Genomic DNA, 17,586 nt, shown 5'->3' with positions numbered 1-17,586 from the left:
GGAGCGTGCCCGATCCGGAGCAGTCCCTCAGCCGTTCGCCGCCCCTGCGTCGTCACCGGCGCTCGCGTTCCCGCTCTCGCCCCCGTCCTCGCCCTCGCCCTCGCCCTCGCCCTCGCCCCCGTCCTCGGCGTAGCGGATGCCCGCCTCCAGGTCGCGCTGTTCCTGGAGGCGCAGCGGGAGTTCCGGGTCCCAGTCCGAACTGCGGGGCAGTTCCGGGCCGTCGGGGCCGAGGCGGACCACCGGCTCGACCCGGACCAGCCGGAAGTGGCGGTCCGCGGCGCGGAGTTCGTCGGAACGCTCGGCGTCCAGCCGGTCGGCGGCCTCCGCGTAGCGGGCGAGTTCCTCCGCACCGAGGCCCGGGTCGAGCCTGGGGGCGAACTCCCGGAGGTAGGCGGCCAGGGTGTCGCGGGCCTGCTGCGGGGTCTCGCAGGCACCGGTCATCGGGCCCCAGCCGCCGTCCCGGTACTCCGCGACCGCGCAGTGCACGGGCAGCACCAGCACGTTCGGGTAGAGGTGGGAGGAGCGTCGCGCCTGCTCCCGGACGTTCTCCGGGATGGAACGGCCGGTCGGTACCAGCAACATCATGTCCAGCCGCAGGATTCCGTCGACCAGGGTGACGCCCGCGGCCGGGTCGATCACGAACCCGCTCGTCCGGGGCGGCAGCCGGTGCCCCTCTCCCACGGCAGCCGGGTCCGGATCGGTCGGCCGGGGCGGTTCGATGCCGTCCGGGCCCGAGCGCAGCACCTGCTCGGCGCGGAAGATCCGGTAGTCGCGCCCGCCGGCGGAGATCTCGTCGAGCGGCTCCCGTTCCAGCCGCTCGTAGGCCGCGCGGTAGGAGGCCCGCTCCTCCTCGTCGAGGCCCCGGTCGGCGGCCGCGCCCGAACCGGGTTCGGCGAGCGCCCAGAGGCGGAACGCGTGGCCCAGGTCGTCCCGGGCGGCCTGCGGGGTGGTGGCGTGGAACTCGACGATCCGCCAGGTGCCCGCGCCCGTCCGCTCCAGACTGCCGAACACGGGCGGCATCATCATCAGGTTCGGGTACTTCTCGCGGGATGCCCAGGCCTCCAGACCGGCCACCGCGGCGACCGGGTCGTCCGTGTGGGTGACCCGGATCGTCAGGTGCTCCGGCAGCTGCGCAGCGTCATCGTCCATGCGGCCAGTGTTAGCGGACCCGCCGAGAGCCCCGCAGGGTTATCGCGGAACTCCACCCGACCGCGCCCGGCCCCCGCCGGCCGGGACCTGCGGGCACCCGGACCGGCCCGTCCGGGACACCCGGGCGGGCCGTGCGACCGGGCTGCTGCTTCAGAGGTGCTTGACCAGCTCCGGCATGAGGTCCTGGAAGGTGCGGCCGCCGGCCGGCTGCCCGATCGCGGTCATCTGCCAACCGGCCTGGGTGCGCTGCATCTTGGCCATGATCTGCGCGGTGTAGGCGCCGCCGCCGGTGAGCGTGTACCGGGCGAGCTCGGTGTCGGTCTGGGTGTCGACCAGCCGGCAGAAGGCGTTCTCGACCTCCTGGAAGGTCTGGCCGGTGAAGGAGTTCACGGTGAACAGGATCTGGTCCACCTCGGCCGGTACGGCGTTGAGGTCGACGGTGATGGTCTCGTCGTCGGTGGCGTCCCCGGCACCGCCGGTCAGGTTGTCGCCGCTGTGCCGCACCGAGCCGTCATTGCTGGTGAGGTGCTGGAAGAACACCACGTCGACCGGCTTGCCCCCGGAGAACAGCACCGCCGAGGCGTCCAGGTCGATCTCCTGGGACGCGAACAGCTTGGCGAGGAAGCCCTTGCGCTGCGCCGCCCGCCAGCCGAGGCCCATCCGTACCACGCCCAGGCGGCCTCCGCCCGGCTTCTCCAGGCTGAGCTTCTGCCCCTTCGCCAGCGAAACGCTCATCGCGCCCTCCTCGTTGCTCGCACTCGCGCTTTGAATCTACAGCACTGTAGATCTTTTTGGCGCTGCGGGACGCCTTCGTCCCGGGACACCTGCATACCCCGTGGGACCGCCGCGGATGCGGGAGACCTCGCACCGCGCCGCACCGCTCCACGCACTCGCGCCCACGCTCCCGCCCACGGCGGGCGGGCCGCCCGGGCAGGTCGGTTCGGGCCGTCCGGACGGGTCGGGTCAGGCCGTCCGCTCCAGCCGGACCAGGGCGTCCACCGCCACCGTACCCCCGCCCTCGGCCCCTCCCCCGCCCCGATGGCCGGCCTCGGCGGCGACCGGGCGGAGCACCCGATCGGCCCGGACGGTCCGCAGACCGGCACCGGCCAGGTCGGCGAGCACGTCCCCGGCGGTGTAGAGCACGGCCGGGTCCTGCGGACCGCCGAAGCCCTCGGTCAGGTTGTCGGAGTCGTGCCCGACCACCAGCAGGGTGCCGCCGGGCGCGACCGCCGCCGCGGCGCGCCGCAGCGCCGCCCGCCGGTCCTCGGCCGGGAGCTGGAGGTAGGCGACCACGACCAGGTCGTAGCCCTCCGGCGGGGCCTCGAAGCTCCGGGCGTCGCCGTGCCGCCAGGTGAGCCGGTCGGCGACCTCGTCGGGCAGCGAGGCGGTGAGCCGTTCGGCGCGACCGAGGGCGACGGTGGAGAAGTCGAGCCCGGTGACCTCCCAGCCGAGACCGGCCAGCCAGATGCTGTTGCGGCCCTCCCCGGCGGCCAGGTCCAGGGCCCGTCCGGGTGCGAGTCCGGCCAGTTCACGGACCACCCAGCGATTGGGCTCGGTGCCCCAGACCAGCTCGCTGGCGGCGTAGCGCTCGTCCCAGGCGCGGCTGTCCATGGCCGTTCTCCGTTCGACGCGGGGACTTCTCGGGAGGCCACCGTACCGGTCCCCGGGCCGGCCCACCGGGCGCCCGGACGCTCCGCGATTCCCCCGCCGGGCACCCTTGACGGCGAATATTGGTCCAGTCCAATCTGTGATGTCGTGATGCACCGGCCCCGGCCGGTCCGCATCGGGACGCCTGCACGCCCGCATGCCCGCACACCCGTACGCCCGCACTTCCTGCCGCACCGTCTTCACCCGGCCGCGCGCCCCCACAGCGCCCGGCCCGGCTCCCCTGGCCCGTCCGGGCCGTCGCACCGCCGGAAACCCCACTCCTCCGGAGGACAACCGCATGCACGACCGTGTCATGTCCGCGCGCCCTGACGAGCGCCGGGCCGTCGCGCCGCGCCGCCGAGCACTCGCACTCGTCCTGGCCGCCACGCTCAGTACCGGCGGCGCCGCCCTCGCGCTCACGCTCGACACCGCCTCGGCCGCCGCCGCCAACCTGCTGGCCAACGCGGACCTGGAGACCGGAACCCTGGCCGGCTGGACCTGTGCCAACGGCTCCGTGGTCACCACCCCGGTCCACGGCGGCGGTTACGCGCTCAACGGCGCTGTCTCGGCCTCCGACACCGCCGAGTGCCGGCAGACCGTCACCGTCCTGCCGAACACCACCTACACCCTGGCCGGCTGGGTCCGGGGCAACTACGTCTACCTCGGAGCGACCGGGACCGGCGTCAACTCCCAGAGCTGGACGCCCGGTACCGGCGGCTGGACACAGCTGAGCAGCACCTTCACCACGGGTGCGAGCACCACCTCGGTGACGGTCTTCACCCACGGCTGGTACGGCACCGGCGCCTACCAGGCCGACGACCTGAGCCTGACCGGCCCGGCCGGGCCGACCGGGACCGCCAGCCCGACCGCGACCAACAGCCCGACGGCCAGCCCGACCGCGACCGGCAGCCCCACGACCAGCCCCACCGTGACCACCAGCCCGACCGCGACGAACAGCCCGACGGCCACCGGCAGCCCCACCGCCACCGGGACCGCGACGGCGACGCCGACCGCCACCTCGACGGCCACCGGCCCCGCCGGGGACGGCAAGGTCACCACACCGGCCGGTGTCACCGTCACCAAGGTCACCCACAACGCCGTGGTGCTCCAGTGGCAGCCGTCCACCGCGACCGCCGGTGACGCCCCGGTCGCCTACAAGGTCTACGCCGGCGACCAGTTGGTGGCCACCTCGATGGGCACCTCGGTGGCGGTCAGCTCGCTGCTGCCCTCGCGCGGCTACGCCTTCACCGTCCAGGGCTACTCCGGCAGCCACGCCTCCGCCCAGTCGGCCCGGGTGAGCACCACCACCACCGCAGCGCCCGCGACCAGCCCGTTCCGCTCGGCCTACTTCGACCAGTGGGGCGTCTACGAGAACGCGTACCACGCGAAGAACGTCGACACCAGCGGCGCCGCCGGCAAGCTGGACGTCATCAACTACGCGTTCGCCAACATCCACCCGAGCAACCTCACCTGCTTCCAGGCGGTCAAGGCCTCCGACTCGGCGAACGAGAACAACCCCAACGCCGGTGACGGCGCCGGCGACGCGTACGCCGACTACCAGGCCGACTACAACGGCGCGGCCAGTGTGGACGGCAGCGCCGACACCTGGGAGCAGCCGCTCAAGGGCAACTTCAACCAGTTGCGCCAGCTGAAGGCCAAGTACCCGAACCTGAGGTTCACCATCTCGATCGGCGGCTGGACCTACTCCAAGTACTTCTCGGACGCGGCGGCCTCGGACGCCTCCCGCAAGAAGTTCGTCTCCTCCTGCCTGGACATGTTCCTCAAGGGGAACCTGCCGGCCAACGTCGCCGGTGACCCGGCGGGCGGCGCCGCCTCGGCGGCCGGGCTCTTCGACGGCGTCGACCTCGACTGGGAGTACCCGGGTTCGGCCGGCGGCCACACCGGCAACCACACCTCGCCCGCCGACAAGCAGAACTTCACCCTGCTGCTGAAGGAGTTCCGCACCCAGCTGGACGCCCTCGGCAACGCCCAGGGCAAGCGCTTCCTGCTGACGGCGGCGCTCCCCAGCGGCCAGGACAAGATCGCCCAGCTGGAGACCGACAAGATCGGCGCGTACCTCGACTACGCCGACATCATGACCTACGACATGCACGGCTCGTGGGACGCCAAGGGCCCGACCAACCACCAGGACCCGCTGCACGACAGCCCGGCCGACCCGACCACGCCGATCACCCCGGGCAACCGGAAGTACAACATCGACACCACGCTCACCGCGTACACCTCCGGCCTGCCGGAGTACGGCATCGCGGGCGGGTTCCCGGCGTCCAAGCTGGTACTGGGCGTGCCGTTCTACTGGCGCGGCTGGACGGGCGTGCCGGCCGGTGCCAACTTCGGCCTGTACCAGAGCGCGACCGGTCCGACCCCGGCCAAGCCGCTGAGCGCGGAGGCCGGTCTGGCCGCCTGGAAGGAGCTCAACCCCACCGCCGCCAACACCCACTGGGACCCGGTGACCGAGTCCTCCTGGGTGTACGACGGCACCAACTTCTGGACCGGTGACACCCCGCAGGCCGTCCAGGCCCGCGGCGCGTACGCCAGGAGCAAGGGGCTGGCCGGGATGTTCGCGTTCTCGCTGGAGAACGACGACGCCGCCGGGACGATGCTCAACGCGATGAACAGCAGCCTGCACTGACGTCGAGCGGTACGGCGGGGCCCGACCGGCACATCCGGCCGGGCCCCGCCCACGTGCGCTCCGGCGCGCCGGAGCGGGACAAGCGCCACGGCATCAGCACGGTGGCATCAGCGCCGCGGGATCAGCACCGCGGCATCAGCGCCGCAGGATCAGCGCTCCGGCACCGGGTCGACGCCGTTCCTCCGCCGGGCCGCCTCGGGCCGGCAGCGCAGCAGCCGGCCCGCCGTCAGCCGGGCGCCGCGCACCGCGCCGTGCCGGTGCAGCGCCTGCACCGCGTAGGTGGAGCAACTCGGCGTGTACAGGCAGCAGGCGGGCCGCTTCGGGCTGATCTCGGTGCGGTAGTGGCGCACCGCGCCGTAGAGCACCCCGGCCACCAGGCCCCGCGGCGCGGGCGCGGCCCGGTCGGCCGGGCGGGGACCGGCGCCGCCTCCCCGGCCGGCGGTCAGGGCGAACCGGAGGCCGGCGGCCAGGACCGTCGGGAGCAGCGCGAGCAGGCAGGGGCCGTCGCAGCCGCCGCCTCCCCCGCCGCAGCCTCCGTTGCCGCCACCGCAACCGCCGTTGCCACCACCGCCGTTGCCACCACCGCCGTTGCCGCCGGTCCGGCAGCCGCCGCCACTTCCGCCGCTGCAACCGGGGGGCAGGAAGTCGTCGAGGTCGTTGTCCTTCTTCCGCTCCCCGTGCCTGCGCAGGTAGGCCTTCCACTCCTGCTGCCGGCGTTTGCGGTCGCGCCTCTCCTCGGCCGGCAGCCACCACCAGGCACGTCCGGGGCGCTGGGTCGTCGGGAACTGTTCACCCTGGCCGGGCTGCTGGTACGCCACTGCTCGCGATTCCTCTCCGCGCGCACGCCGGGGCCGACCCCCAGCGGCCCGATCAGATTATCGAAAGCCCGGATCGTGGGGGTCGGCCCGCAGGAGGATCCCGCGCGGTGCGCTCAGCCGCTGCCGCCACCCAGGGTGGGGAACAGGTCGGTGAACGTCTGGGTGGTGACCGAGACGCTCCGGCCGAACGGGTCGTCGAAGTCCCAGATCAGGAAGAGCAGGAAGGCGATCAGCGCGCTGAACGCGCCGGCCAGGATCAACTCCCGCGGGGAGCGCCGGATCTGGAGGAAGAACACCATGCCCACCGTGACGACGGCGCCGACGATCAGGCCGAACCAGACCACGCCGGGCATGCTCGGGCCGGCGTTCTGGCCGCGCGCGTTGCGGGCGTCGTCGACGACGCTGATCCGGTCCAGCATCGGCTGGTACGCCTGTGCCTCCAGGTCGGAGGCCGGCGGGCGGGTCGCCACATCGGTGCGCAGCTTGTCGAGCAGCTCGGTGCCGCGTTCGGAGATCTCGCCGTTCTCGCGCATGTACGTCCACTCCACGTCGACCACGTAGGAGACGTAGGCGTCGACGTCGGCCCGGATCCTGTCGCGGAACTCCACCGGGTAGACCTGCGCACGGGCGCTCACCTCGTGCAGCGCCTGCGCCTCGCGGAAGACGTCGTCCTGCGCCGCGCCGCGGGTCTCCCAGACTCCGGCGATGGCCAGGCCGAGCACGATCGCGTAGACCACGCCGATCATCATCGTCATGTACTCGATGACGTCGGGCGTCTCGTCGGTGTCCTCGTCCGCACCGGCGCGGCGGTGCCTCAGCAGCACCACCGCCACCACCACGGCACAGGCCGCCAGCATGGCGATGGCCAGCGCCAACCATTCGGACATCGGGACTCCTTTCTCGGTCGGGGATCGACATGAGTCGATCGAAATCAGTCGGACAGTCGGGCCGGGCCGCATCGGGCCCGGCCCGTGCGGACCAGGAACGCGTACGAGCGACGGGGCACGGACGCGGGAACGGGGGAACGGAGCAGGGGGTGGGGCGGCGTCAGGAGCCGCTCGAGCCGGCGGAACCGCTCGAACCGGCGGAACCTCCGGCCCCGGCCCGGCCACCGGCACGACCCCGGCTGCCTCCCCCGCCGCCGCGCGGGCGCAGCGCCGCCACGGCGAGCACGGCGGGCACGGTGACCACCAGCATGGTCCGCGTCGGCGAGCTGCCGTGGTGCACGGGTGGCGCCGCCAGCGGCTGGGTCTTCGGCACCGGCCGCAGCGTGGGGGCCGGTCGCACCGGGCTGGGCACCGGGGACACCGGGGGCGGCGTCGGGACCGGGGCCGGCGGCGCGGGAGCGGCGGGAACCGGCGGCGGTACCGCCGGCGCGGTGGACGGCCGCGGGCTCGCCGGTCTCGGCGAGGGCGCCGGCGGCGGTGGCGTCGGAGTGGGCGGCCGGGGCGACGCGGGCGTCGGGGCGGGCGGCGGCGTCGGGGCGGGCGGCACCGGGGCCGGGGTCGGGGTCGGCGGCGGTGTCGGCACCGGGGTGGGGGTGGGCGTGACGGTCGGCTTCGGCGTGGGTGTGGGCGTCGGCGTCGGCGTCACGGTGGGGCTCGGGGTGGGCGTGGGTGTCGGGGTGGCCGTCCGCGTCGGAGTCGGAGTCGGGGTGGGTGTCGGCGTCGGCGAGGGACAGGGGTGGTGGTGCGTCGGCTTCGGCGGCCGGGGCCGGGTGGGCCACGGCTTCGGGTGGTGCAGGATTCCGGAGAGGTCGACGTCCACCCCCACCTCCGCGTCCACGTCCACCTCGGTGTCCACGCCGTCCCGGCCCGCCCCGACCGACACACTCGTACCGACGCAGACGCAGGTGTCGACGACCGGACCGTGCGGTTGCCCGCCCTGCCGGTCCGACGAGGAGCGGGCGGTGGCCGAACCGGTCAGCAGCGCGCAGAGCGCGACCACACCGGCGGCGGCTCCGACCAGTCGGACCCTCCGCGCCCGCGGCTCGCCGGCCTGGGCGGCGCCCGCTCCGGGTAAGCCGGCGCGGCTGCGGGGGGCGCCGTCCGCCGACGCCCGGCCCGCGGTCACGATGCCCCGTCCATCGGTATCCGCCGGGGCGGCTGGTGCTGCGGCATGGGCTCCATGCACCTCTCGTGTCGTCAGGAGGACCGGCCCACGCCGGAAGGGGGGCCGACACCGGACGGCCCGCCGCAGTGGGCGGGCCGTCCGGCATCAGGTGAAACGATCATGCGGAGAACCGGTTACGGCCGCTCCGGGGTGTGTGCCCGGGGTGGGGGCGGGGGGGGGGGCCCCCGCCCCCCCCCCCCGGGGGGGGGGGGGGGGGGGCCGGGGGGGCCGGGGGGGGGGTCAACAACACCCACCCGGGCCCGACCCACCAACCCGCCCGCCCCGCCGCGGGGGGGGGGCGGGCCGGATCCGGTCAAAACCATATGGCGTCAACCGGTTTCCGCCCGGGGGGGGGGGGGGGCGGGGGGGGGGCCGGGGCCCGCCCCCCCGCCCCCACCGCGCGGTGCGGGGCTCAGTGGCGGCCGTGCGCGATCTCGACGTTCTCCAGGACACCGACGGCGTCCGGCACCAGGATCGCGGCCGAGTAGTAGGCACTGACCAGGTAGGAGATGATCGCCTTCTCGTCGATGCCCATGAAGCGGACCGACAGGCCGGGCTGGTACTCGTCCGGGAGGCCGGTCTGGTGCAGGCCGATGACGCCCTGGTTGTCCTCGCCGGTCCGGATCACCAGGATGGAGCTGGTGTTCTCCTTGCTGATCGGGATCTTGTTGCAGGGCAGGATCGGCACACCGCGCCAGGCCGGCACCTGCTGTCCGCCGAGGTCGACGTGGTGCGGGTAGATCCCGCGGGCGTTCAGCTCGCGGCCGATCGCGGCGATCGCGCGCGGGTGGGCGAGCAGGTAGTCCGGGTCCCGGCGGCGGCTGAGCAGCTCGTCCAGGTCGTCCGGGGTGGGCGGGCCCGAGTGGGTCTGGATCCGCTGGGCGAAGTCGGCGTTGTTGAGCAGGCCGAACTCCGGGTTGTTGACCAGCTCGTGCTCCTGGCGCTCGCGCAGCGCCTCGATGGTCAGCCGGAGCTGGTGCTCGATCTGGTTCATCGGCTGGTTGTAGAGGTCGGCGACCCGGGTGTGCACCTTGAGGATCGTCTGCGCGACGCTCAGCTCGTACTCGCGCGGCTTCAGCTCGTAGTCCACGAACGCGCCGGGCAGCTGGTACTCGCCGTGGTGGCCGGCGGACATCGCGATCTCGGCCTCGCCGCGCTCGTTCTGGCGCTGGAGCGGGAGGGCGAGGAAGGCGGTGAGGTGCTCCTGGAGCGCCGGCGAGTTGTCCCGGATCTGCTCGAAGTCGCGGCGGGGCAGCGACAGCACCGTGCCCGCCGTCACCGTCCTCGCGGTGAACTCCCAGACGGCGTCCTGGTCGAGCACGGACTGCTCGCCGAACCGGTCGCCGTCACCGAGTACGCCGACCACCGTCTCGTCACCGTACTTGCCGGTGCCGATCTGGTTGATCTTGCCGTGTGCGATCAGGTAGATCCGGTCCGCAGCCCCACCGCGTTCGGCGAGCACCTCGCCGGGACCGAAGTCGCGCTGCTCGCAGCGGTCGGCCAGCGCGGTCAGCACCTCGTCGTCCTCGAACCCGCGCAGCAGGGCCAGCTCACCCAGCTCCTGGGGGATGACCCGGACCTCGGAACCGGTCTTGATGAACTCGACCCGGCCGTCACCGACGGTGTAGGTCAGCCGGCGGTTGACCCGGTAGGCACCACCGGCGGCCTGCACCCAGGGCAGCACCTTGAGCAGCCAGCGGGAGGTGATCTCCTGCATCTGCGGCGCGGACTTGGTGGTGGTGGCGAGATTGCGGGCAGCAGCCGTCGTCAGGCTCGACTGCGCCACCTGCGGTGTCTCCGGGGCCGTCTCCACGGTCATCGGCAGGGTTCTCCATTTCGTGTGATCAGTCACGCCGACCCGTCGCGCGACCGGCGGCAGCCGGGGGCCAGGTATCGACGGATCATCAGATACGCGTATCGGTGCGGGTGTTGACTGTCTTCGCGATGCGGCGCGCCCGCTCGGGCGATCCATCGGAACCCTAGATCACCACCGCACGGCCCATCCCGTACGACAACCGAGTGCCCCCCGATTGGGTGAATCTCTCCGATCGGAAGGTTTGAATCCGTCGCCCTTGCGCCGGTGGGCCGACACGTTTCTGCGCATGCGAATCGTCCAGACGTAGGAACGATTCACCCCACCCGAACGGAGCAGCGCGAAGGCGCGCGCCCCAGCCGGTGGGGCGCGGGCGTGACAAACACACGTTCGATGCTCGAACACAGTGCGAATCCGGGTGCCGGTCGGCCCGGTGCGAGCGCCCCCGCGCGCCCCGCGTTTCCACCCACCGGCCGGACGCGCACGGACTCACCCGCCGGCCCCGTGCTCCGAGCGGGCCGCCCGCCGGGCCGCCCGCAGACTGCGCCGGTGCACGGTCCACCACAGCGCGCCCACCGTGACGGACAGGACGATCAGGACCGGGGCCAGCACCGGCCAGCGGCTGTCGGCGAGCCGGACGTCGGCCAGCAGCAGCCCGGCCACCGCCGCGACCGGGACGAGCAGCGCGGCCAGGGCCCGGCCCGTCGCGGCCACCACCCCGGGATCCGCGCGGGCCCGGTGCAGCCCGGGCCACCCGGTCGGGTCGCCGCCGAAGTAGTGGGCGACCCCGCGGACCGCCAGCCGGTCGGTGGCCCAGGTGTAGGACAGCGCCATGTACGGGAGCCAGACCAGCGGGGCCACGGTACCCATCAGAAGGACCAGCGCCAGCAGGGACCACTCCCCCGCCGACCGCCAGCGGGACGGCGGCGGGACGGTGTCCTCACTGGTGATGCCGAGCAGCCGGGCCATCCTCCGGACCAGCTCCCAGAACCCCCGGAGGCGGCCGGGCGGACGGGAGGCGGCAACGGGCTCCGGACCCGCCGCGAGCGCGCGCTCGGCGGCGGCGAGGTCGGGGTGGGCGCCCTGGAGGACGAGCAGTTCGGGGGCCCGGGCCCGGTCGGCCGGATCCTTCCCGGCGAGGGCGGCCAGCTCCAGCAGCAGCTGCGCCTGGGCGAGCAGGGCGGTGCAGAAGGCGAACGGGACGAGCCAGAGGAACGGCCCGCCGACGAAGGCGCCCTCGCTCTGGCTGACCAGCCGGGCGTGGTCGACGGCCCGCGCCGCCAGGTCACCGGTACTGGCCTCCGGGTGGGCGGCGCGGAGTGCCGCGACCCGGCGCGCGGCCCTGGGGCCCCGGTGCCGGACGGCGAAGACGGCGAGGAGTTCCGGCAGCCGGGCGGGGTGGGCCCGCATCGAGCGCACCAGTTCGGCGACGGGGGCGCTCTCCTTCACCGCTCCGGGGCCGGCGGGCCGCGGGGCGGCCGGGGCGTCGGGCGGTTCTGCGGGCCCCGGGCGCCCGGGGTGTTCCGGTCGTTCGGGGTCCGGGTGCTCGGGGTTCGCGTCTGTCCTCGGGGCCACGTTCGTCCCACCGCTCCGCCGCACGCTCCGGCCATGCCCGGACCGGCGTCCGACCGCTCACGTCCGACCGCTGACGTCCGACCGCTCACCCGGGCCTCCCTCCACCCTAGGCTCCGCCCTCCGGCTCCCGCCTGCCGGGCGGCCGCGGTCAGGCGACCTCGAAGCCGTGCCGGACCCGGTCGAGGCGGCCGACGGCGAAGTCCTCCTCGGAGATCCAGAAGGAGACGTTCACGCACTCGCCCCAGTCGACGGCCAGCGCACCGCTCCCGATCTGGAGCAGCGGGCGGTGCCCCTCGGGCCGGCCGGTGTCCGTGTCGCACCAGCCCAGCAACCGGACCTCGGGCCGCGGCATCCGCTCGGCGAGGTCCTGGGCGAGGTCGAAGGCGACCAGGAAGTCGTCCGGGAACAGCCGCTCCAGCTCCTGGTCCTGGTAGGACGGCGCGGAGAGCGCCCGGGCGGCCCGGACCGGAACGGCGGGGACGACGGGCGTGCCCCGCTCGACCACCGGGGCCGGCCGGGGCGGCGCACCGGCGGGGACGTGCAGCACCCGGCACCCCCGGCCGGTGAAGTCGGAGAGCCATTCGTCGTGGAAGAAGAGCAGCAGCCCTTCGGCGGGCAGCGGCCAGCCCTCGGCGCCCGGACCGGTCGACCGGAAGGCCGTGGCGAGGGCGGCGCAGTCCAGCTGGGCGAGCAGCTGCATCGGGCGGCCGGCGGCCTCGGGCCAGGCCGTGCCCACCGGGAGCTCGGGCAGACCGCCGAGCCGCCCGACCGGCACCGCGTCCGGCGTCTCGCCCCGCGTTTCGTCCGGCAGCTCCTCCAGCACGAGGGAGGAGCGGAACAGCCGCTCGACCAGGGGCGCCGACCGCTCGCCGACCCGGGCCCGGATCAGCTCCGCGACGTCGCCCGGGATCGGCGGCGCGCCCTCGGCGGACGCAGCCTCGGCGGTGTCGGTGGTCACGAGTTCGGCCATGCGCCAAGCCTGCCACGAGGGTCCGACAACACCGGGTCGGCCGGCCCGGCGAACGGCGGGCGGCGGGCGGCAGGCGGCAGGAACCGCGAAGGCCCCGTCAGATGCCGGTACGGGGGGATGACCGGCACCTGACGGGGAGCGGGCCGACGGCCTGTCGGCCCGGCTGGGGGAGCGGTTCTGCGGAGGCGGTTCGGACGGAGGCGGTTCAGGCGGGGGTGGTTCAGGCGGGGCAGACGACCTCGTTGCCGGGGACCTGGAAGATGCCGGAGTCACTGGCCGCACCGGCCGCGTACTCGTAGTAGAGGTACGTGTAGAAGTCGATCCGGGCGCCGTTGCCGCAGACCGAGTCGGTGCCGACGGTGTAGGTCAGGGTGACGGTGGTGGTCGCGCCCGCGGCGACCGGGACGGAGTGGTGGACCAGGCCGCTGGTGGCACCGGTGTCACAGGCGGTGACGTTGCCGCCGCAGGAGGAGAAGGCGTACTTCAGACCGGTGTTCAGGGTGGTGCCGTAGGTCGGCTGGACGGACTCGTAGACGAAGTAGGCGGCGGTGTCGTGCGGGTTCGTCAGGGTCAGCGTCAGGGTGACGTCCGAGCCGGGGGTGGCCGTCGTCTTGTCGACGGAGACCGAGAGCAACGGGGTGTCCGCGTGGGCGGGGGTGGCCGACAGCAGCAGGCCGAGGAGGAGGGCGAGGATCGCGGGCAGGCCGAAACGGCTCAGAAATGAAGTGCGCATGACCAATGAGCGTAGGCGGCCGTCCCCGCTCCGGGGCCCGCCTCCGGGCCGGTCCGTACTGGCATATGACAGCGGAGCGGACGCCACGGGCCATTGCCTCCCGGTTCCGCCCCGGTTGCGCCCTCCGTCCGGCAGCCGGGCGCCTACCCTCCGCGCCCGCCCCTCAGAGCGGCGGCGGCAGGATCGCGCAGAGCGCCTCCAGCGCCGCCGGGTAGGCGTGGTCCGGCGGGGTCGCGTAGCCCACGACCAGACCGTCCGTCGCCGGCATCGCCTCCGCCGCGAGCAGCGGGTGCCGGTAGTCGGCCAGGCCGTCCAGCACCAGCCCCCGGTAGGCGGCGGCCTTGAGCACCGAGCGCTCCGTCCCGGGCGCGAGCCGGAGCACCGCGTGCAGCCCGGCCGCGATCCCGGTGACCTCGATGTGCGGGGCGTGCTCGGCCAGCGCGCCGACCAGCCGGTCCCGGCGGTCGCGGTAGCGGCGGCGCATCCGCCGCACGTGCCGGTCGTAGCCGCCGGACTCGATGAACTCGGCGAGGGTCAGCTGGTCCAGGGCGCTGGCCCAGGCCTCCCGCTCGCCCTTCGCCGCCAGCACCCGGTCCACCAGGTGGTCCGGCAGCACCATCCAGCCGAGCCGCAGCGCGGGACTGAGGCTCTTGCTGGCCGTCCCCAGATAGACCACCCGCTCCGGGTCCAGTCCCTGCAGAGCGCCGACCGGCTGCCGGTCGTAGCGGAACTCCCCGTCGTAGTCGTCCTCCAGGACCAGCCCGCCGCGGCCGCGGGCCCAGTCGACCACCGCCGCGCGGCGGCCGGGGTGCAGCGGTCCACCGGTCGGGAACTGGTGGGCGGGCGTCAGCAGCACCGTACGGATCTCCGGATCCTCCGCCAGCCCGCCCACCCGGGCGCCGTGCTCGTCGAGCGGGAGCGGGCGGGTGGTGGCACCGGCGGCGGCCAGCAGCCCGCGGTGGAACGCCAGTCCGTAGCCCTCGACGGCGAGCGCCCCGGCCGTCCGGGCCGGGAGGACCGCGCGCGGGCCGTCGAACAGCAGCCGCAGCGCGTGTGCGAAGCCCGAGCAGACCACGATCCGCTCCGGGTCGGTGCGGACGCCGCGGGCCCGGGCGAGGTAGTCGGCGAGGGCTTCGCGCAGCTCCCGCCGGCCCTGCGGATCACCGGGCCCGAACGCCTCGTTGGGCGCGGCGGTGAGCGCCCGGCGCCCGGCGGCGAGCCAGGCGGTGCGCGGGAAGGCGGCGGCGTCGGGCTGGCCCTGCCGCAGGTCGTGGGCGGGGCGCGGCGGGCGGGAGGAACGGCGGGCCCGGGCCGGGGGGACGGGTTCGGCCCGTTCGGCGACGGTGGTGCCGGAGCCCTGACGCGCGGTGAGCCAGCCCTCGGCGACCAGTTCGGCGTAGGCGTCGGCGGCGGTGTTGCGGGCGATGCCGAGGTCCGCGGCGAGCGCGCGGTAGGGCGGCAGCCGGGTGCCCGGGGCGAGCCGGCCGCTGCGGATCGCCTCGCGCAGGGCGGCCATCAGGGCGGACCGGCGGCTGCCGGTGGCGGGCAGGTCCAGGTGCAGGTCGGCCCCGGCCGGGCCCGCGGACGCCGCGTCCGCCGCGTCCGCCGCGTCCGCCGCGTCCGCTCCGGCGACGGCGCGACCGGCGGCCGAAGGGGTCGAACGGGCCGGAGGCGTCGAGGAGGCCGAGGAGGCCGCGGGGGCCGTGCCCTCGGCGGGGCGGGCGGTGGTCGGCCGGGTGCCGGGCGGGCGGGTGGCGGCGGTGGCGTTCCCGTCGTCCGGCCGGGTGGTGCCCGGCCGGTGGCCCCGCCGGGCGGCCGGGCGCGGTGCCTCGGCCGCTCCGGCGGGACTGCGGCGGGGTGTCCGGGGCGGATCGACCGAGGTGTCCGTCATGGTCCCGCAGCCTAGCGCCGGGCCCCGGCGGCCCCGGGGGCGGGCCTGTCGCCCGGGGGCCGCCGGACCGTCCGGCGCGGTTCGGCGCCGGGCGGCGCCGGCCGGCACCGGTCAGCGGTCCGGCACCGGCCGACGGTCCGGCGCCGGGTCAGTCGATCCGGATCGAGCTGACGATGAACGAGCGCACGTCGTTGCGGGTGCGCTCGGCGAGCGCCGAGTCGGTGGAGAAGGCGCTGACGGTCAGCCAGATGTTCCCGGACTGCGGGACGCAGACGACGATCGCGATCACGTCCGCGTTGCCCCCGATCACCTGGTAGTCGCCGTCGCCCGCGAGGTCCCAGACCTGGAAGCCCTGGCGCAGCAGCGCGGTCTGGGCCAGGCCGAGGCAGTCGCCGAGGGTGTCGTTCTTGGTGAAGGTGCCCCAGTGTGCGTACATACGGGTCTCCCGTTCGTGCCGTGGTGGCGGCCGCCGCCGGAGTGGTCCGACCCCGGTGGCGGCCGTACCTCGAGCGTCGGGGAGCGGCTGTCCCGGGCGCACGGGGCCGGGGTCCCGTTCCGGCCCGGTCCTCCGGCCGGGACGGACCCGACGGGCGCCCGCTCGGGGTCCGTCCGCACCACAGCGGCGGCCGGACCGCCCCTCCGGTGCGCCGGGCGGGCGGCGCGGCTCCTGCATCGGTGTTCGATTACGCCTGCGATCGAGTGACCTTATGGTCGGATTATGTCGTCACGGGCGTGTCGACTGGCTATTCCTTCGCCATGACCAACACCAGGAAGTACCTGCTCGCCGCCGGCCTCAGTGCCGCGCTGGCGGTCCTCTCCGCCGGTCCCGCCCTCGCGCTCGACTGCGACACCCCCGTGCACCACACCCCGGCCCCGCCCGTCCACAACGGCCTCCCGGGCGGTCTCCCGGGCGGCGGCGGCACCGTCTGCATCAACGAGGGCGGCGCCTACGCCAACGGCATCGTGGCCAACTCCCCGGGTGTGCTGTCCGGCAACCAGATCCAGATCCCGATCAACATCCAGACCAACATCTGCGGCAACGGCCTCTCCATTCTCTGACCGCCGCCTGGCGCGCGCCCGAGGTTCGCCCGGCGCCCCGCACCGACCGCACGAGGGCTGCGGCCCCGGCACCCGCCGGGACCGCAGCCCTCGCTCCTCTTCCCCGCTCCCCGTGCGGCGGCTACGGCACCACGGTGACCGGCCAGCGGCCCGCCTTGACCAGCCGGACCGCGACCGAGCCGATCACCCGGTGCCCGGCCTGCTCGGAGGCGCCGACCACCACCGCGTCCGCCCGCAGTTCGTCGGCCAGCCGGGCCAGACCCGTATAGGGGTCACCGCGCACGGTCAGGAAGCGCCACTCCACCCGCCAGACGTCGCGCAGCCGGTCCTCGGCCTCGCGGACGGCGGCGAGCAGTTCCTCGGCGATCTCCTGGGTGGTCTCCTCCACGGCGGCGCCCGCGAGCGCGGTGGCCGCGCCCAGCACCGGCTGGATGTACGCGATCGCCAGGGTGGCGTTCTGCCGCCGGGCCAGGCCCGCCGCGTAGGCGGTCGCCCGCCAGGAGGAGTCCGAGCCGTCGAGGCCCGCCACGATCATCTTGGGCCCGTCGGTGCCCAGCTCGAATCCGGACGGCGCCACGGCCGCGCCCGGCTCCTCGGCCCCGTCGGCGGCCGCCGCCCCCTGCTCCGCATCACTCTCGTTGCTCATGGCCCGAGGCTATGCCGGACACGGCGGGTGACGGCGTCGGGCACGGCGGGTGAGGGCTGTGGCCCGGGCCACCCGGCGCCGCCTCCGGGGCCCGCCCGGGAGCGCGGTTTCCGCACCCGCCGGAACCGGGCCGCCACGCCTCGTCGACCGTGTGCCCGGCCTCACAGGCCCGCCGACGTGGCTCAGGCCACTTCCGGCCGGTATTCGATCTTGAAAATCGGGGCATTTGCCTTCAAATCAACCCATTCTCATGATCCATACCCACGGTAACCCCCCGCTGACGTGCCTAAACCTCCGAATCCTTGAAACACCACCCCCACCCCCGTAACTTCGAATGCGTCGCACCGAACGAGCACACCGCTCACCGGGAACACCGTGCGAGCCCCCCGCAACCACAAGCCCCCAGGGCCTGGTTCCGCACGCCCGCACCCCCTCCGAAAGGAACCGCATGACCTTCCGTAACGAGACCACCGCCACCACCGCCGTCACCGCCACCCCCAAGCGCCGCAACCGCGTCCGGACG

The 17,586-nt window shown here is 74.6% G+C and carries 15 protein-coding genes; 2 read left to right on the top strand and 13 right to left on the bottom strand.

Annotated elements, in window-relative coordinates:
• Window positions 1-27 precede the first annotated feature (27 nt).
• From ACIPYS_RS19625 to ACIPYS_RS19615, 3 genes are all read right to left on the bottom strand, one after another.
• Window positions 28-1,149, bottom strand: a complete 1,122-nt coding sequence (locus tag ACIPYS_RS19625; RefSeq protein ID WP_400747540.1) for a DUF5954 family protein — start codon at window positions 1,147-1,149, stop codon at window positions 28-30.
• Between the two features lie 150 nt (window positions 1,150-1,299).
• Window positions 1,300-1,884 (bottom strand): TerD family protein, encoded by a 585-nt coding sequence (locus ACIPYS_RS19620; RefSeq protein WP_400747538.1) that lies wholly within the window; start codon window positions 1,882-1,884, stop codon window positions 1,300-1,302.
• Between the two features lie 228 nt (window positions 1,885-2,112).
• Entirely contained in the window at window positions 2,113-2,760 is a 648-nt protein-coding gene (locus tag ACIPYS_RS19615; RefSeq protein WP_107452478.1) for a bifunctional 2-polyprenyl-6-hydroxyphenol methylase/3-demethylubiquinol 3-O-methyltransferase UbiG, read from the bottom strand.
• 334 nt (window positions 2,761-3,094) lie between these two features.
• Between ACIPYS_RS19615 and ACIPYS_RS19610 the strand changes: the two genes are divergently transcribed.
• The gene (locus ACIPYS_RS19610; RefSeq protein WP_400747535.1) at window positions 3,095-5,446 is read left to right on the top strand and encodes a glycosyl hydrolase family 18 protein; all 2,352 of its coding nucleotides are present in this window, start codon (window positions 3,095-3,097) and stop codon (window positions 5,444-5,446) included.
• Window positions 5,447-5,595: 149 nt separating this feature from the next.
• Here the strand turns inward: ACIPYS_RS19610 and yidD are convergent, their stop codons facing one another.
• The 9 genes from yidD to ACIPYS_RS19565 all read right to left on the bottom strand — a co-directional run bounded on the left by yidD (window position 5,596) and on the right by ACIPYS_RS19565 (window position 15,794).
• Entirely contained in the window at window positions 5,596-6,264 is a 669-nt protein-coding gene (gene yidD, locus ACIPYS_RS19605) for a membrane protein insertion efficiency factor YidD (RefSeq protein WP_400747533.1), read from the bottom strand.
• Window positions 6,265-6,377: 113 nt separating this feature from the next.
• Window positions 6,378-7,151, bottom strand: coding sequence for a DUF4239 domain-containing protein (locus ACIPYS_RS19600; protein WP_093858961.1), 774 nt, complete (start codon window positions 7,149-7,151; stop codon window positions 6,378-6,380).
• A gap of 160 nt (window positions 7,152-7,311) precedes the next feature.
• Window positions 7,312-7,524 (bottom strand): hypothetical protein, encoded by a 213-nt coding sequence (locus ACIPYS_RS19595; RefSeq protein ID WP_400747531.1) that lies wholly within the window; start codon window positions 7,522-7,524, stop codon window positions 7,312-7,314.
• A gap of 1,264 nt (window positions 7,525-8,788) precedes the next feature.
• Window positions 8,789-10,195 carry a family 2B encapsulin nanocompartment shell protein gene (locus tag ACIPYS_RS19590; protein ID WP_093858963.1) on the bottom strand — a complete coding sequence of 469 codons (1,407 nt, stop codon included), beginning with the start codon at window positions 10,193-10,195 and terminating at the stop codon, window positions 8,789-8,791.
• A gap of 483 nt (window positions 10,196-10,678) precedes the next feature.
• A complete protein-coding gene (locus ACIPYS_RS19585) occupies window positions 10,679-11,638 on the bottom strand; it encodes a hypothetical protein (RefSeq protein WP_093858964.1) in 960 nt (319 codons plus the stop codon).
• Window positions 11,639-11,912: 274 nt separating this feature from the next.
• Window positions 11,913-12,734 (bottom strand): DUF1963 domain-containing protein, encoded by an 822-nt coding sequence (locus ACIPYS_RS19580; RefSeq protein ID WP_400747529.1) that lies wholly within the window; start codon window positions 12,732-12,734, stop codon window positions 11,913-11,915.
• A 220-nt stretch (window positions 12,735-12,954) separates the two neighbouring features.
• On the bottom strand, window positions 12,955-13,467 hold the full coding sequence (locus ACIPYS_RS19575) for a hypothetical protein (protein WP_093858966.1): 513 nt from the start codon (window positions 13,465-13,467) through the stop codon (window positions 12,955-12,957).
• A gap of 163 nt (window positions 13,468-13,630) precedes the next feature.
• Window positions 13,631-15,358, bottom strand: a complete 1,728-nt coding sequence (locus ACIPYS_RS19570; protein WP_400747526.1) for a PLP-dependent aminotransferase family protein — start codon at window positions 15,356-15,358, stop codon at window positions 13,631-13,633.
• A 148-nt stretch (window positions 15,359-15,506) separates the two neighbouring features.
• Window positions 15,507-15,794, bottom strand: a complete 288-nt coding sequence (locus ACIPYS_RS19565; protein ID WP_093858968.1) for a hypothetical protein — start codon at window positions 15,792-15,794, stop codon at window positions 15,507-15,509.
• A gap of 320 nt (window positions 15,795-16,114) precedes the next feature.
• Between ACIPYS_RS19565 and ACIPYS_RS19560 the strand changes: the two genes are divergently transcribed.
• Window positions 16,115-16,417, top strand: coding sequence for a chaplin (locus tag ACIPYS_RS19560; protein WP_400747524.1), 303 nt, complete (start codon window positions 16,115-16,117; stop codon window positions 16,415-16,417).
• Between the two features lie 121 nt (window positions 16,418-16,538).
• On the opposite strand, the gene ACIPYS_RS19555 is transcribed toward ACIPYS_RS19560, so the two are convergent.
• Window positions 16,539-16,952, bottom strand: a complete 414-nt coding sequence (locus ACIPYS_RS19555; RefSeq protein ID WP_231978678.1) for a universal stress protein — start codon at window positions 16,950-16,952, stop codon at window positions 16,539-16,541.
• Window positions 16,953-17,586: the final 634 nt, after the last annotated feature.

The organism is Kitasatospora sp. NPDC089913 (assembly GCF_044748625.1).
Taxonomy (GTDB): domain Bacteria; phylum Actinomycetota; class Actinomycetes; order Streptomycetales; family Streptomycetaceae; genus Kitasatospora.
Note: the sequence above shows the minus strand (reverse complement) of the source record. Positions and strands in the feature narration are given on the sequence as shown.